The organism is Clostridium sardiniense (assembly GCF_050584765.1).
GTDB classification, from domain to species: Bacteria; Bacillota; Clostridia; order Clostridiales; family Clostridiaceae; genus Clostridium; species Clostridium sardiniense_A.
Map to the genome: position 1 here is coordinate 1,872,246 of NZ_JBNOOR010000001.1, position 14,470 is coordinate 1,886,715.

Genomic DNA, 14,470 nt, shown 5'->3' on the forward strand with positions numbered 1-14,470 from the left:
ATATAAAGTAAAGTAATTAACTAAAAAAACTAATAATTTTTTATAAATAAAAAAGAGATTATCTTAAAATAAGATAACCTCTCTTTACAAATTTATTCTATCTAAATAAAATTATATCTCCTAAAAAATATCCCGCTGATATAAATGCTGTGTTCCAAAAAAATATTCCTAATGCAGAATATGCTACGAAACTAACAAAGTTTAATTTAAAGACTCCAGCCGGTATTGATACTAATGTTCTTGCCACTGGAATAAGTTTACTTATAAAAACTCCAAAACTTCCTTTTTCTTCAACCATTTTTGCAATCTTATCCACATAATGCTTTTGCTTTGGAAATTTTTTTAAATATTTATCTAATAATTTAGCTCCCCCTAGTCTTCCTATTATATATAGTGAAACACTCCCTAAAACTCCGGCAATTACAGAAATAATTATTGCAACAAAAAAATTACTCTCTCCATTTGCAATTAAAACTCCTGCAGCTGGCATAATTATTCCAGCAGGAAGTCCAGGTAAATTAAGATATTCTAAAAATACAATAACGAAAAGAAATATCAATCCGTATTGTGAAAAATAATCTAATATTATTTCAAGTTCCATATTCTAAATTCCCCCCATAACCCCATAATCATCTCTTTTAACCTTATAATTATATTATCAAAATATTTTTAAATTAATTATTTATATTTCCTTAAATAATTCTTAACTTAAACTTCCATTTAACAATCTTATCTTTTTAAATGCTAAATTTCTAATTATAAACAAAATTATACCAGTCAATAAAAAGCTAATAATGATGCTTCTATTTCTATCATTGCTATCTCTGACGATGATAATACAACCTACAGACTAAGTATATTTGTGAACTTTTTATTAATTATATATTATTTTATTAAAATAACAACATTCTCTTTTATTTAGTGATATTATTTAATTGTTTATTTAGAATAGTCCTTCCTTTTAAAGTAAGATGATATAAATATTGCATTAATATAACTTATTTTTACATCTTACCTATAATAATTTATACTTTTTTAGATAAATTACTACAAATGAAATACTTTTGAAATAATTTATTTAACATTATGTATTAAAATAATAAGAAGGATGGATTGACTAAGGAGGAAATATGAGTAATTTTGATAAGAAATTAGATAAGGCAACCAAATACTATGAAAATAAAAAATATAAAGAAGCTTTAAAACTATGTGATAAAATTTTAGCAAAAGATTATAACAATGAAAAAGCTTTAGAACTTGAGGGGGAAATTTTATACAAGCTAGACAGAATAGACGAGGCAATTTTAAACTGGAAGATTAATTCTGAATACAATAATAATCCAACAGCAAAAATGCGTCTTGAAGATATAGATAAATCTACTAAAGAGCAAGCTTTAAGTTTTGATAATTTAAATGCTGTAAGTAGTACACCAGAAGATGAGATAGAAGATGTTGTAAATCCATCTACGCCTACAATCCACGAGGTTAACGAAGAAGTTACAACTAATATTAATACCTCTGAGGAAGTATCTTCTGAGAATTCCGCTGAAACTGTTGAAGATGTAGAAGAAATTAAAGTGGATACTACGCCTTTAGATAAAGAAGAAGAAGAAATAACTACTATAGATGAAGATGTTAAAGAAGATTCTATTGCCCATGATAAAAATGTGGAAGAAGTTAAAGTAGATACTACTCCTTTAGATAAAGAAGAAGTAACTACTATGGATGAATTTAATAAAGAGGATTCTATTGCTTCTAATGAAGATATTAAAGAATATGTTATTGATGAATCTGAAAATATCAGTAATTATGACGTTAAAAATGATAATGATTCAATTGACGATACAACTGAATCTGTAGATGATAATATTTCTAATAATATAGAAAATGAAGTTCATTCATCCAAATTAGATGATACTAATAAGTCAGAATCACAATCCACAAATACAACTAAAACATCTTCAGCTAAAGGTAAGAAATCAGCAATAATTGCAGTTTGTGCACTTATTGTAGTTGTTGCAGCTTATGCAGGTGTTAAACATTTTAGTTCAAATGATTCAACACCTCAAACTGAGCAATCACAAAGTCAAGAGCAAGTACAAGAAGTTCCAGCAAACCTAAAAGCGGATCTTGATAAAGCTATGGAAAGTAAAGATATAAATACCCTTTATACTTTATTAAGTGAAACTCCAGCTGATAAAGTACCAGCTGATGCTAAAGATAGCTATGATAAAGCCCTTGATATGATGAAAAAAGATGGTGTAGAGAAATATTATAACGACGGCTTAAATGCTTACAAAGATAAAAAGTTTGATGTTGCATTAGATGATTTATCAAAAGCTTATACCTACTGTGGTGGAACTTACTTAGAACCACATGTATTATACTTTTTAGGATCAACTGAAAATGCTTTAGATAAGAAAGATGATGCTGTTAAATATTTCAAAGAGTATTTAGATAAATATCCTCATTCTGATCTTTATACAGCTGAAATACTATACAACTTATGTTTATACTATAATGATAAAGGTGATAAGGCTGAAGCTAAGAAATATGCTCAACATTTAGAAGATTCATATCCAAGTTCACCTTACTACAATGATACGTCAAGAAAAATATTATATAGTTAAACAAAAAAGCAAGGAATTTAAATTCCTTGCTTTTTTATTACTTACTTTCCTTTTGAGAATTATTTTGTGTATTATTATTTTGTGTATCTTTACTATTTTGAGAGTTTTGGTCCTTATTATTTGAATCAAAATAACTCATTGGTGCATTTTTTATAACTTTAAATTTGTATCCATTATCTTTAAACATTTTTATAACTTCTGGTAATGCTTTAACAGTTGATTTTTTAGCTGCCGCATCATGCATTAATAAAATAACATGCTTTTCGCTCTTCATATATCCTTTGGCTCTAGAAATTAAATAGTCTACTGAATATGTATTTGATTCCGCATCACCTGTTTCAGCATCCCAATCTACAGATATAATTCCTTCTTTATTCATTGCTTCATTTAATTGCTTTAAATGTGGATCTCTATAATATTTTCTAGACATATATCCACCAGGCATTCTTAAAACTCTTGCATCAAAGTTTTCTCCTAATATAGCTTTCATTTGTGCATTATTATCATTTATTTCTTTCATAAATACAGGTACATTAACACTATTACCTGGGTATAACTTTTTATAATCATGGCTCATAGTATGATTAGCTATAGCATTACCACTATCAATTTCATCTTTTAATAGTTGCTGATTCTTAGGATTATCTTTAAGTTGTGATCCTAATACAAAGAAAGTAGCATGTACATCTTGTTCTTTTAGTATTTTTAATATCTCACTTGTATTTTCACTTGGACCATCATCAAATGTTAAAAATACTTCCTTTTCATCATTTACTGGCTCCTTAGAATTCATCATCTTGTCAACATCATTTGCAGGAACCGCATAACTATCTGCTGAATAGATTATATTTTGTCCTGGCATAATATCAGTTGGCTTTGGTTTTGCTTGTTCTTTAGTGTTGTCACCTATCATATTTTTTGCTTGGTCCTTTTGTCCTGTTGCTACATTACTATCACTTTTATGATGGGCATAAGCATAAACGCCAACACCTGAAGCAATTAATACTACAACAATAATTCCTGCAATAATCCTTCTTCTCTTCATTTTTTTTCTTTTTTCAATTCTTCTTCTGTTTCTGTTATCCATTTCCATCTTTAATCAGTTCCCCTACTTTATCTCTCGTTTATTTTTAAATTTCTACAGACATTCTACCACTTTTGATTAATGGAAAAGATTAATATTTGGAAACAAAATGATTAATTAATAAAAGGTTAATAGTTTGGTCATATATTCCTAATATTTGGTTATATACCCATTTTAAAATACATAATAGGGCAAATTTATATATTTTACTATTTTCATAATTACAATTTTGGGTTATACTACTAGATAGAGAGAAATATATGTAAAAAGCATTTACTTCTCAAAAATAATAATAATTATATAAGTATATGGAGGTTTTGCACATGTTAGTTTCAGCAAAAGAAATGCTAAATAAAGCTAGAGAAGGCAAATATGCAGTTGGACAATTCAACATTAACAACTTAGAATGGACTAAAGCTATTCTATTAACTGCTCAAGAAAACAATTCACCTGTAATCTTAGGAGTATCAGAAGGTGCAGGAAAATATATGTGTGGTTACAAAACAATAGTTGGAATGGTTAACGGAATGTTAGAAGAATTAAACATAACAGTTCCTGTAGCATTACACTTAGACCACGGTAGCTATGAAGGAGCTAAGGCAGCTATGGCAGCTGGATTCTCATCAGTAATGTTTGACGGATCACACTACCCATTAGCTGAAAACATAGAAAAAACTTCAGAATTAGTTGGATTAACTTCAGAAAAAGGTGTTTCATTAGAAGCTGAAGTTGGATCAATCGGTGGAGAAGAAGATGGAGTTGTTGGAGCTGGAGAAATCGCAGATCCTCAAGAATGTAAGCAAATTGCTGATTTAGGAGTTACAATGTTAGCTGCTGGTATCGGTAATATCCACGGAAAATACCCAGCAAACTGGAAGGGATTAGACTTCGCAGCATTAAAAGCTATCAACGAAGCTACAACTCCAATGCCTTTAGTATTACACGGTGGTACTGGTATCCCTGCTGATATGATTAAAGAAGCTATCTCATTAGGAGTTTCAAAAATCAATGTAAATACTGAATGTCAATTAGTATTCCAAGAAGCTACAAGAAAGTACATCGAGGCTGGAAAAGACTTAGAAGGAAAAGGATTCGATCCAAGAAAACTTCTTGCTCCAGGATTTGAAGCTATTAAAGACATAGTTAAAGAAAAGATGGAATTATTCGGTTCAGTAAACAGAGCTTAATATTCATTAAATAAAAAACCACCATATGGTGGTTTTTTTATTTTCCTTTAATATATTCTATTAAAGGAATTATATTTTTCTTATCCGTCCAATCATGAGGTTTTTCATAACATCCTAGTAATAAAGTCTCCTCTTCAGTTAATGGTTCTTTTTTATTTGCTAATTTATTTCTAAGCATTTTCATTGCCGTCTTATCAAAAAATTTTAGTTCATTGAAATTTAAACCACCCCTTAAATAGAAGAATTCTAATTTTTTATCTAATCCATCTTGTAAATTTTTTTCTTTTATTGTATCTATTTCTTTCCTAGTTCCAAGGCAACACCCAACTGCAAAAAGAATTAGTCTTTTTTCCCCTATCTTATCAATATTCTTTTTTATTAATTCAAAGCCTTTTATTCCACTTGCATACAATCCCCCACCATATATTATGGTATCATATCCTAATATTTTTTTAATATTTGCCTCATCTCTTTCATATATATCACAATCTAATTCCTCTTGTATCCATTTAGCATATTTTTTAGTGCTCCCATACTTTGATTTATAAACTAATGCTATTTTCCCACTCACACACTTTCTCCCCTTTTATTATTCTTAAACCTTCATGAGAATAAATTACCATATTTTTATCATAATGTAAATAAATATAACATCATTCTAACAAATTCTTGGTATCTGCTCTCCTTTAACTCTCTCCAAAGTTCGTTCTGCCCCTATCAGTGTCTCATAATATAGTTTTATTTCTCCATCATCTATAACTTCACCAATAATAGTTGAATCTTTCCCAATTTGTAAAGATCTCATTGCTTTTAAAACTTTATTACTATCCTCTTTAGAAACTATACATATAAGTTTTCCCTCATTCGCTATATACAAAGGGTCAAGGCCTATCATATCACAGACATTATTAACATTATCCTTTATAGGTATACTCTCCTCTTTAATTCTCATACTCATACCAGAAGAGTCAACAAGTTCTTTTAGTGTAGTAGAAAGTCCACCTCTTGTTGGATCTCTCATAACCCTTATATTATTACTACATTTTAATATTTCTTCTGTTAATTTATAAAGACTTGCACAATCACTCTTTATTTCACTATCTAATTCTAGTTCCTCTCTATCACACATTATACTTATTCCGTGATCTCCAATAGTTCCACTTATTATAATTTTATCTCCATCTTTAATATTTTTATAATTTAACTCGCCTCTATCATTAGGTATAATTCCTATTCCTGTAGTATTTATATATATACCATCACAACTGCCTCTATCAACTACTTTTGTATCTCCTGAAACAATTAATATATTATTTCTTTTGGCTTCTTCACTTATTGATATAACTATTTTTTCTAAATCTTTTATTAAAAATCCCTCTTCTATTATAAATGCAACTGTCATATAAAGAGGTTTAGCTCCACTTACAGCTAAATCATTTATTGTTCCACAAACACTAAGTTTTCCTATATCTCCGCCTTTAAAAAATATAGGTTTTACAACAAAGCTATCTGTTGTAACAGCTATCCTTTTGCTCATTACATCTAAAATAGCAGCATCATTTCCTTTTAATAATTCATCATTTCTAAAATATTTATAAAATAAGTCATTAATTAATCTATGACTTTCTTCTCCACCATTTCCACAAGCTAATGTTATAATATCCATCTTTTCTCCTTTATTAAAAAAATTTATCTATAGGAATATATTATTGAGCATGTCCCTTCATTAGATACCATACATGGACCTTTAGGATTATTTGGGTTGCAAAGCTTTTTAAATAACTTGCATTCATTTGGAGTTTTCTTACCCTTTAATATATCTCCACAAATACATCCAGTATCTATATAGTTTTTAGTATCCTCTAATTTAAAATATAACCCTGCATCATATTTTTTATATTCTTCTCTAAGGTCATATCCAGTATCATTTATTTTTCCAAGTCCTCTCCATACTCCACTTGAAGTAACAAATACTTCATTTAATATACCTTTAGCTTCAAGATTTCCATTATTTCGTACAGCACTTTTATATAAATTCTTTAAATTGTAATCTTTATTATTAATCATCTTAATTATCATAAGTATACTGCCTAGAATATCTAAACACCCAAATCCACTAACTACCATAGGAACACTGTATTTTTCTCCTAATTCTCTAAACTCCTCTACCCCAATAACTGTACTAACATGACCCGGAACTAAAAATCCATTTATTTTAATATCTTTATCTTCTAGCAATGTCTCAATTACTTTAGGCATCTGCTTTCCTTCTTGAAGTATATAAAAATTATTTATATTATTTTCTTTTACCTTTTTTAATAAAATAGCTATAGCTGGCATTGTAGTTTCAAAGCCTACTCCTAAAAAAATTATTAATTTTCCCGCATTATTTTTTGCAATATTCAATGCCTGAATAGGTGATGTTATAACTCTTATGTCTCTTCCCTTTGCCTTCTCTATTCTAAGAGAACCCTTGCTACAAGGTACTTTTATCATATCTCCAAAGGTTACTATTATTATATTTTCTCTCCTAGCTAATTCTATTGCATTTTCTATAAATCCTTCTCCTGTAACACATACTGGACATCCCGGCCCTGATATTAGCTTAATATTCTCAGGTAATATTTTATCTATTCCATACTTATATATACTCCTTGTATGAGTACCACATACCTCCATAATATTTATCTTTTCCTTAGCATTAACTTTTATTTCTTCAATTATATCTTTACATAACTTAATCTCTTCTTTAATTAAATTATTCATATTACTCCTCTAACTTTGAAATCATACTTTTAAAAATATCAACTGTCTTCCTACCTTCATCTTTATCTATTTTCTCTATAGCTATACCTACATGAATAAGCAAATAATCACCAATATTAATATTCTTAATTAAAGATATATTTACTATTTTTTTGCTACCTATAAACTCAACTAAAGCTTCATCTTTATATAATTCAATAACTCGTCCAGGTATTGCAACACACATACTATCCTCCATTTAAATTTGATTATTTCCAATTAATAATTGTCCATATGATATACCACTATCATTACATGGAATAAGTTTATGAGTTATAACATTAAATTTCTTCTCTTCTAATCCTCTACTTATTCCACTTAATAAAATTTCATTTTGAAATACTCCTCCACTTAAAGCAATATTATTTAGTCTATAACTTTCTCTTAATTTAATCGCTACATTTATAGTAAAATCTATTACAGTATTATGGAATTTTAATGCTATCTCCTCTTTAGATTTTTTATTATCTATATCCTTTAGAATCTCTATTATCATTCCCTTAAAATCAATTTGTAACATCTCATTATCTTTTCTAATTTCATATCTATACTGTTCTTTATATAAATTATTATTTTTTAAAAATTTATATGCTAGATTCTCTAGATATATAGCTGCCTCTCCTTCATAACTTCTCTTTATTGTGAAACCTAATATGGATGAAATTCCATCAAATATTCTACCTATACTTGAGCATATAGGTGCATTAATATTTTTATCTAATATATCTAATATAAATTTTATCTCTCTTCTATCATTAGGTATAATATCTACCATCTTATCTAATGAGGCATCATTATAACCTAATGATTCATAAATTAAACTTACTCCTATTCTCCATGGATTTTCTGTAGCCTTATCACCACCTGGAAGCTTGAAGTTCGACACATGTCCAACTCTTTTAAATTCTTTATAATTACATACTATAAATTCTCCTCCCCATATAGTTCCATCATCTCCGAAACCTGCACCATCATAGGCTATCCCTATAACTCTATCCTCTATATTATTCTCTCCCATACAACTAGCAATATGAGCATGATGGTGATATACTCCTACTTTTTTTAAGGATAAATCTTTTATATATTCATTGCTCCAATAATTAGGATGCATATCATAACATATAACATTAGGATTTATATTATACATATCTTTTATATGATTAATATTTTTATTGAAATTATATCTTCCATATACATTATCCATATCACCTAAGTATGGACTTAAAAAAATATATCCTTGACTACTTATAGCAAAAGTATTTTTAAGCTCTCCTCCTAAAGCTAGTATTTCATCTTTACTCTCTTTCTTTATTGATAAAGGAGCATATCCACGTCCATTTCTAATTACTCTCTCTTTAGAATTAATAACCTTTACTACAGAATCATCAACTGGCATATTAATTTCTCTATTATGAACTAAATAATAATCTACAATATTATTTAATTTAATTAATGCATCATTGTCCTTATATATCATTGGGGTTCCACTTACATTTCCACTTGTAAAAACAATACTCTTTATTTTGTCATCAAATAATAAATAATGTAGTGGACTATATGGAAGCACTGCCCCTATGCTTGAACTCTCAAAGGCTATATTATAAGGCAGTTTCTCATTCTTCTTTTTTAAAATTACTATAGGCTTTTTATTACTTTTAAGTACCTTTAATTCTATGTCATTTAAATAACAGTATTTATTTACAATCTTTTCATCTCTAAACATTACAGCTAATGGCTTACTTTTTCTAACCTTTCGCTCTCTTAATTTAAGAATGCTTTCTTTATTTTCTGCATTACATACTATGTTATATCCACCTATCCCTTTTATTGCAATTATCTTTCCTTTAAGAATATATTTTCTAACTTCCTCTATATAGTCATTACATTCAATTACTTCTCCATTTTTATTTAAAAGTAATATATTAGGTCCACACTTTTTGCAACAAGTAGGCTCTGCATGAAATCTTCTGTCTAATGGATTCTCATACTCAGATTTGCAATCATCACACATATTAAATTCATTCATAGTAGTAAATTTCCTATCATAAGGAATCTTTTTAATTATAGAAAATCTTGGTCCACAGTTTGTGCAATTAGCAAACGGGTAATTATATCTTCTATTTTCTATACTATTTTTTATATCATCTATACAATCCTCGCATATTCCGATATCTGGGGATATTAGTGTTATTCCATCTTCATCTTTACTATCAATTATTCCAAATCCCTTATATCCTATAAAATCTCTATCCTCTACATATATATCTTCTATCTTACTTAATACAGGAGCTTTTTTTCCTATATCTTTAATAAATATATCTATATCCTTTTTCTTACCCTCTACATCTATATAAACTCCCTTTGATGTGTTATATACACTTCCATAAAGATTATTCTCTAAAGCTATTTTGTATATAAACGGTCTAAATCCAACTCCTTGAACAATACCTTTTATAATAATAAATCTTCTAACCATGAGATCACCTCTACTTTATAATTACTTATATAAACTATAATTTATTACAATCTTTACATAATAAAATAAAAAAGCCTAATACACTTTAATTGTATTAGGCTTAATATTTTACAAATAATATACTTTAATATTTTAACTCATGATTATGCTCGCTATTTTCTCCTCCATTAGCGCCATGATCATGGTTATGTTCATCGTCTTCTTCATATCCATAATTATAACTTGGTCTTATTATTTTATTTTGTTTTATATCATCCATTAATTTTTTATCTTCTTCTATAATCCTATCATTTTGAGCTTTTTTTAAATTATTAGATACTTCAAATGCTACTCCACCTGCAATAGCTACTACCACTCCAGCTGCAATTAAGACTATAGTTTTCTTTTTTTTATCTTTTGAGTATTTCATCTTCACCTCTCCATATTTAAATATTTTTTTTATTTTATCATAATAATCTAATTAATATACAAATAAATTTATTAAATTATCTTTCAAATCATTAAATTTATGCAATATTTATTTATAGGATACTTATAATACATATTACTTTTATATATAACAAATATTATCTTTATGAGGTGATACAAATGATAAAAAAACTACAAAAATTTCTAATAATATTATTAACGGTAATTATAACTATTTGTCCAGAAATTTCTTCACTTGCTTCTCCTATTACTATTGATCCTGTTTATATAGTACAAGATTCTTCTTTAAATGAAATCATTCCAAGTAACTTTCGAAAAACATCTAATCTTGAAGTACTTAAAAATTATAATAATTTAAATCTTTATGGCTTAGATAAGCTTAATATTTCAGGAAGTGAGCAATTCTCTGGATATAATATTAAAAATTTAATAAAAGAAACAGGAACTACTTTAGATATTATAGATGTAGACCTTCGCCAAGAATCTCATGGATTCATAAATGGAATAGCTATAAGCTTTATGAATAAGCTAAATAATGCAAATGAAGGCTTATCTAGAAATCAAGTAATAATACGTGAAACTTCACAATTATTAAGTATACCCCTAAACACTCCATTAACTTTAGGTGGAAGTCATCCCAAAACAATAACTCCAGTTTTTATAGAGGATGAAAATGCATTAGCAATTAAAAATTCACTTGAATATATAAGAATTCCTGTAACAGATGGGAAAATTCCTACAGACGATATGGTGGATTATTTTGTTTCATTAGCAAACAGTAAATTCAAGAATAAATGGGTATATTTTCATTGCAAGCGTGGAATTGGAAGAACAACTACATTTATGATTATGTATGATATGATGAAAAATTCTAATAAAGTTTCTTATGATGATATAGTAAATAGACAACTACTTTTAGCTAATTTCAAAGAGGCTACTATAAATTCTTTTAAAGCTAGTGCCCCACGTATGGATTTATTAAAGAATTTTTATACTTATTGCAAAGAAAACTCTGATTCATATTCAAAATCTTGGTCTGAATGGATAAAAAATAAGAAGTAACTTTAATTTTTCATAAATATGAGGTGATTATATTGAAAAATTTCACAAAACTAATTAGTGTTACTCTAAGTATATTTATAATATTTTCTATAATCATGAATACTAAAGTAAAAGCAAGTATCACTACTGATTCAAATAATCTAGAATCATCTTTTATTAAAAATACTAAAATTCCAAACTTTTTATATGTTATTAACGAGAAATCATTAAAAAAGGATGAGCGAACTATGATATCATCACTGCAAGGTATTATATCTAATAAAAGTAGTTCTCAAATCTATATATTAACCTCTAGTGAACCTGCGTATAAAGTATGGCTTGATGATTTAAAGAATAACTATAATATCAATTATAAAATGATTTCTGATCCTTTTGAACTTATAGATACCTTCAAAAACTATATAAATGGATATGTGCTCTATGAACATGCTTCTAAAACTGATCCTTCAATTAACAATGCTTGTTCACTAGCTTCTTTAAATGATGCTCTAGTAATTACTAAAGATCTTGAAGATTCAATTAAAAATCATGGAATAACTAAAATCATTGGCGATTGTAGAAACACAGGTAAAGATTGGGCTTATAAAAATTTATGGAATTCTGGTTTAAATCACTCTACTGTTATTGAACTATCCCCTAGTCACTCTTCCGCATTAAGAGATTACGCAATTATGACTAAATCCCTTGTTTTTTATGAAGATAATGCATCATCATTAGATTTTAGAGAAAAAATATTTAGCTCTATGAATCCTTATGGTTTATGTCTTGGTTGGGGACCTGATGAATTTAAAAATGTAAGTTTGACCTCTAAATATGGTATTGATATGGTAGCTGCTGATTGGTCATATAACTTAACTGTTCTTAGCGCCTTTCCTTCTAAGCCTATGAAACAAAATACTAAAGCTAACATTCCTAATGAAAAAGATGTTCATTATGTAACAATTATGATGTCAGATGGAGATAATCTTCAATGGCTTATGGGAGATAATTTTACTTCTCCTAAATGGTATGGTTCTAAAAATAGAGGTAATTTCAATCTTGGCTGGAGCATTAGCCCATCATTATATTATTTAGCACCAACTGTATTTAAAAATTATTACGAAAGTTCAAGTTATGGTAAATTTAATGATGATTTTGTAGTTTCTCCTTCTGGTACTGGATACATTTATCCAAGTAAATTTCCTTACAATAAGCTTGATTTTTATACTAAGAGACTAAATGATTATATGAAAAAAGTTGATCAAAGATATGTAACTATAATAGATGATTCGTCTTTTAATAATATAAAGCTATGGGATAAATATACTAAAGAAGAAAATATACATGGACTATTTTATTTAGATTATGCCAGAAATAACAATTATAAAGGTCAAATGGTTTGGTCAAATAACAAGCCTGTAGTTTCTTGCAGAGATCTTATCTGGGGTGGACTTGAAGAAGAATCTGAGTTTGTAAATACAATAAACGAAAGAATTAATTCAGGATATACTGATATAACTAATATTAATGCTTATACATTTGTATATATCCATGTGTGGACAAAAGATATGGATACTGTTCAAAATGTAGTTAATGAACTTAATAAAAATTCAAAAGTACGAATAGTTACTCCTGATACATTTATGAAACTAATAAAGAAAAATGTTAAAAATTAAAAAGCCGCAAATTGCGGCCTTTTAATCTATTCAAACAAATATTTTTGTATAGAATTAATTCCTTTAGAATATGCCTTAGATATATCTATTAATCTACTGCTTAAATCTTCGCTTAATTCTACATCCTTTATCATCAAATCATTTATAGATGTGTAGCCCATTTCTATACCCTTTAGAGCTGCTTTTGCCACTTTCTTATCTGTATCTATTGTCATGCTAGTAAATCCACTAAAGAATTCGATTACTTTACCTAAAGTTCCTTCATCTTTTGTTGCCTCTTCATCTAAACTATTTATTTCATTAGCTAATGCTTCTTTATGACTCTTTATAGAATCCATATTGTTATTTAATAAGTTTACCAGCTTCTCATCTTTAGCTTTCTCTATTAATTTAATAAATTCTTTTTCTCCCATTATAACTCCTTCTAATTGTGAGTTAAGTTCCTTTACTTTACTTGATTCCATTTAAAACACCTCTTTTAAAGCTTTTATATCCTTAGTATGCTTATTATTAGTTGTTTTAAACCTTATACTCAGTAAAAAATCACCTAGTTAATTAAATTGTATACACTCTTTTAACTATACATACTTAACTAGGTGAATTTTCCTTCATATAGTAATCTTTTTAATTATTACTTTAGTCTCTATGCAATTACAACTGTTGTTCCATTTGGTATATTATCATATATCCACTTTGCATTACTAGTTAAAAGTCTTATACATCCATGACTTAATGCCATCCCAAGTCTTCCATCTATTACATAGCTTCCAGTCTTATCATAAAGAATAGAATGATAATAATATCCATCTATTATTCTAGTAGCATACTTTACGCTGTAGTCTTCAGTACCAAACCCAGGCTTTCTTCCAGTTATATAAAATATCCCCTTTATTGTAGGTGTGGATGGTTTACCAACTGTACATATCCATTTATATAGTTGTATCCATGTATCATCTTTCTTTTTAAAAATATAAGTATATTTTTCCTTTAATGAAGTTGTTATCAAGTAATCTGTACTACTTTTTATCTTGTTTTCGTTAACAAATAATAACATATTAGTATTAAAATTTTTATAATCAAAAGAGTTATAAAGTTCAATAGGATCCATCATATACATATTAATATTCCTTACCTAAATATTT

At 27.8% G+C, this 14,470-nt stretch carries 14 protein-coding genes; 4 read left to right on the forward strand and 10 right to left on the reverse strand.

Going from position 1 to position 14,470, the window contains the following annotated elements; all coding sequences use genetic code 11:
* Positions 1 to 97: 97 nt before the first annotated feature.
* The gene (locus tag ACQPUW_RS09240) at positions 98 to 601 is read right to left on the reverse strand and encodes a DedA family protein (RefSeq protein ID WP_430837151.1); all 504 of its coding nucleotides are present in this window, start codon (positions 599 to 601) and stop codon (positions 98 to 100) included.
* Between the two features lie 529 nt (positions 602 to 1,130).
* Between ACQPUW_RS09240 and ACQPUW_RS09245 the strand changes: the two genes are divergently transcribed.
* Positions 1,131 to 2,630 (forward strand): hypothetical protein, encoded by a 1,500-nt coding sequence (locus ACQPUW_RS09245; RefSeq protein ID WP_430837152.1) that lies wholly within the window; start codon positions 1,131 to 1,133, stop codon positions 2,628 to 2,630.
* Between the two features lie 37 nt (positions 2,631 to 2,667).
* Here ACQPUW_RS09245 and ACQPUW_RS09250 read toward each other — a convergent pair whose 3' ends face one another.
* Entirely contained in the window at positions 2,668 to 3,723 is a 1,056-nt protein-coding gene (locus ACQPUW_RS09250; RefSeq protein ID WP_430837153.1) for a polysaccharide deacetylase family protein, read from the reverse strand.
* Positions 3,724 to 4,037: 314 nt separating this feature from the next.
* Between ACQPUW_RS09250 and fba the strand changes: the two genes are divergently transcribed.
* Entirely contained in the window at positions 4,038 to 4,901 is an 864-nt protein-coding gene (fba, locus tag ACQPUW_RS09255; RefSeq protein ID WP_430837154.1) for a class II fructose-1,6-bisphosphate aldolase, read from the forward strand.
* A 37-nt stretch (positions 4,902 to 4,938) separates the two neighbouring features.
* Here the strand turns inward: fba and ACQPUW_RS09260 are convergent, their stop codons facing one another.
* From ACQPUW_RS09260 to ACQPUW_RS09285, 6 genes are all read right to left on the reverse strand, one after another.
* Entirely contained in the window at positions 4,939 to 5,472 is a 534-nt protein-coding gene (locus ACQPUW_RS09260) for a flavodoxin domain-containing protein (RefSeq protein WP_430837155.1), read from the reverse strand.
* An 87-nt stretch (positions 5,473 to 5,559) separates the two neighbouring features.
* Positions 5,560 to 6,567, reverse strand: a complete 1,008-nt coding sequence (hypE, locus tag ACQPUW_RS09265) for a hydrogenase expression/formation protein HypE (RefSeq protein WP_430837156.1) — start codon at positions 6,565 to 6,567, stop codon at positions 5,560 to 5,562.
* A gap of 23 nt (positions 6,568 to 6,590) precedes the next feature.
* A complete protein-coding gene (gene hypD / locus ACQPUW_RS09270) occupies positions 6,591 to 7,667 on the reverse strand; it encodes a hydrogenase formation protein HypD (RefSeq protein ID WP_430837157.1) in 1,077 nt (358 codons plus the stop codon).
* Position 7,668: 1 nt separating this feature from the next.
* The gene (locus ACQPUW_RS09275; protein WP_430837158.1) at positions 7,669 to 7,893 is read right to left on the reverse strand and encodes a HypC/HybG/HupF family hydrogenase formation chaperone; all 225 of its coding nucleotides are present in this window, start codon (positions 7,891 to 7,893) and stop codon (positions 7,669 to 7,671) included.
* A gap of 12 nt (positions 7,894 to 7,905) precedes the next feature.
* Complete coding sequence (gene hypF / locus ACQPUW_RS09280) at positions 7,906 to 10,182, reverse strand: carbamoyltransferase HypF (RefSeq protein ID WP_430837159.1); 2,277 nt, start codon at positions 10,180 to 10,182, stop codon at positions 7,906 to 7,908.
* Positions 10,183 to 10,306: 124 nt separating this feature from the next.
* Positions 10,307 to 10,591, reverse strand: a complete 285-nt coding sequence (locus ACQPUW_RS09285) for a hypothetical protein (protein ID WP_430837160.1) — start codon at positions 10,589 to 10,591, stop codon at positions 10,307 to 10,309.
* Positions 10,592 to 10,770: 179 nt separating this feature from the next.
* Here ACQPUW_RS09285 and ACQPUW_RS09290 point away from each other — a divergent pair, with 179 nt between their 5' ends.
* Both ACQPUW_RS09290 and ACQPUW_RS09295 read left to right on the forward strand, forming a co-directional pair.
* Positions 10,771 to 11,673: a fused DSP-PTPase phosphatase/NAD kinase-like protein gene (locus ACQPUW_RS09290; RefSeq protein ID WP_430837161.1), complete on the forward strand. Its 903-nt coding sequence runs from the start codon at positions 10,771 to 10,773 to the stop codon at positions 11,671 to 11,673.
* 95 nt (positions 11,674 to 11,768) lie between these two features.
* Entirely contained in the window at positions 11,769 to 13,328 is a 1,560-nt protein-coding gene (locus tag ACQPUW_RS09295) for a GxGYxYP domain-containing protein (protein ID WP_430837162.1), read from the forward strand.
* 26 nt (positions 13,329 to 13,354) lie between these two features.
* On the opposite strand, the gene ACQPUW_RS09300 is transcribed toward ACQPUW_RS09295, so the two are convergent.
* Positions 13,355 to 13,792 (reverse strand): DUF2383 domain-containing protein, encoded by a 438-nt coding sequence (locus ACQPUW_RS09300; protein WP_430837163.1) that lies wholly within the window; start codon positions 13,790 to 13,792, stop codon positions 13,355 to 13,357.
* Between the two features lie 179 nt (positions 13,793 to 13,971).
* Entirely contained in the window at positions 13,972 to 14,439 is a 468-nt protein-coding gene (locus tag ACQPUW_RS09305) for a L,D-transpeptidase (RefSeq protein WP_430837164.1), read from the reverse strand.
* Between the last annotated feature and the right edge of the window lie 31 nt (positions 14,440 to 14,470).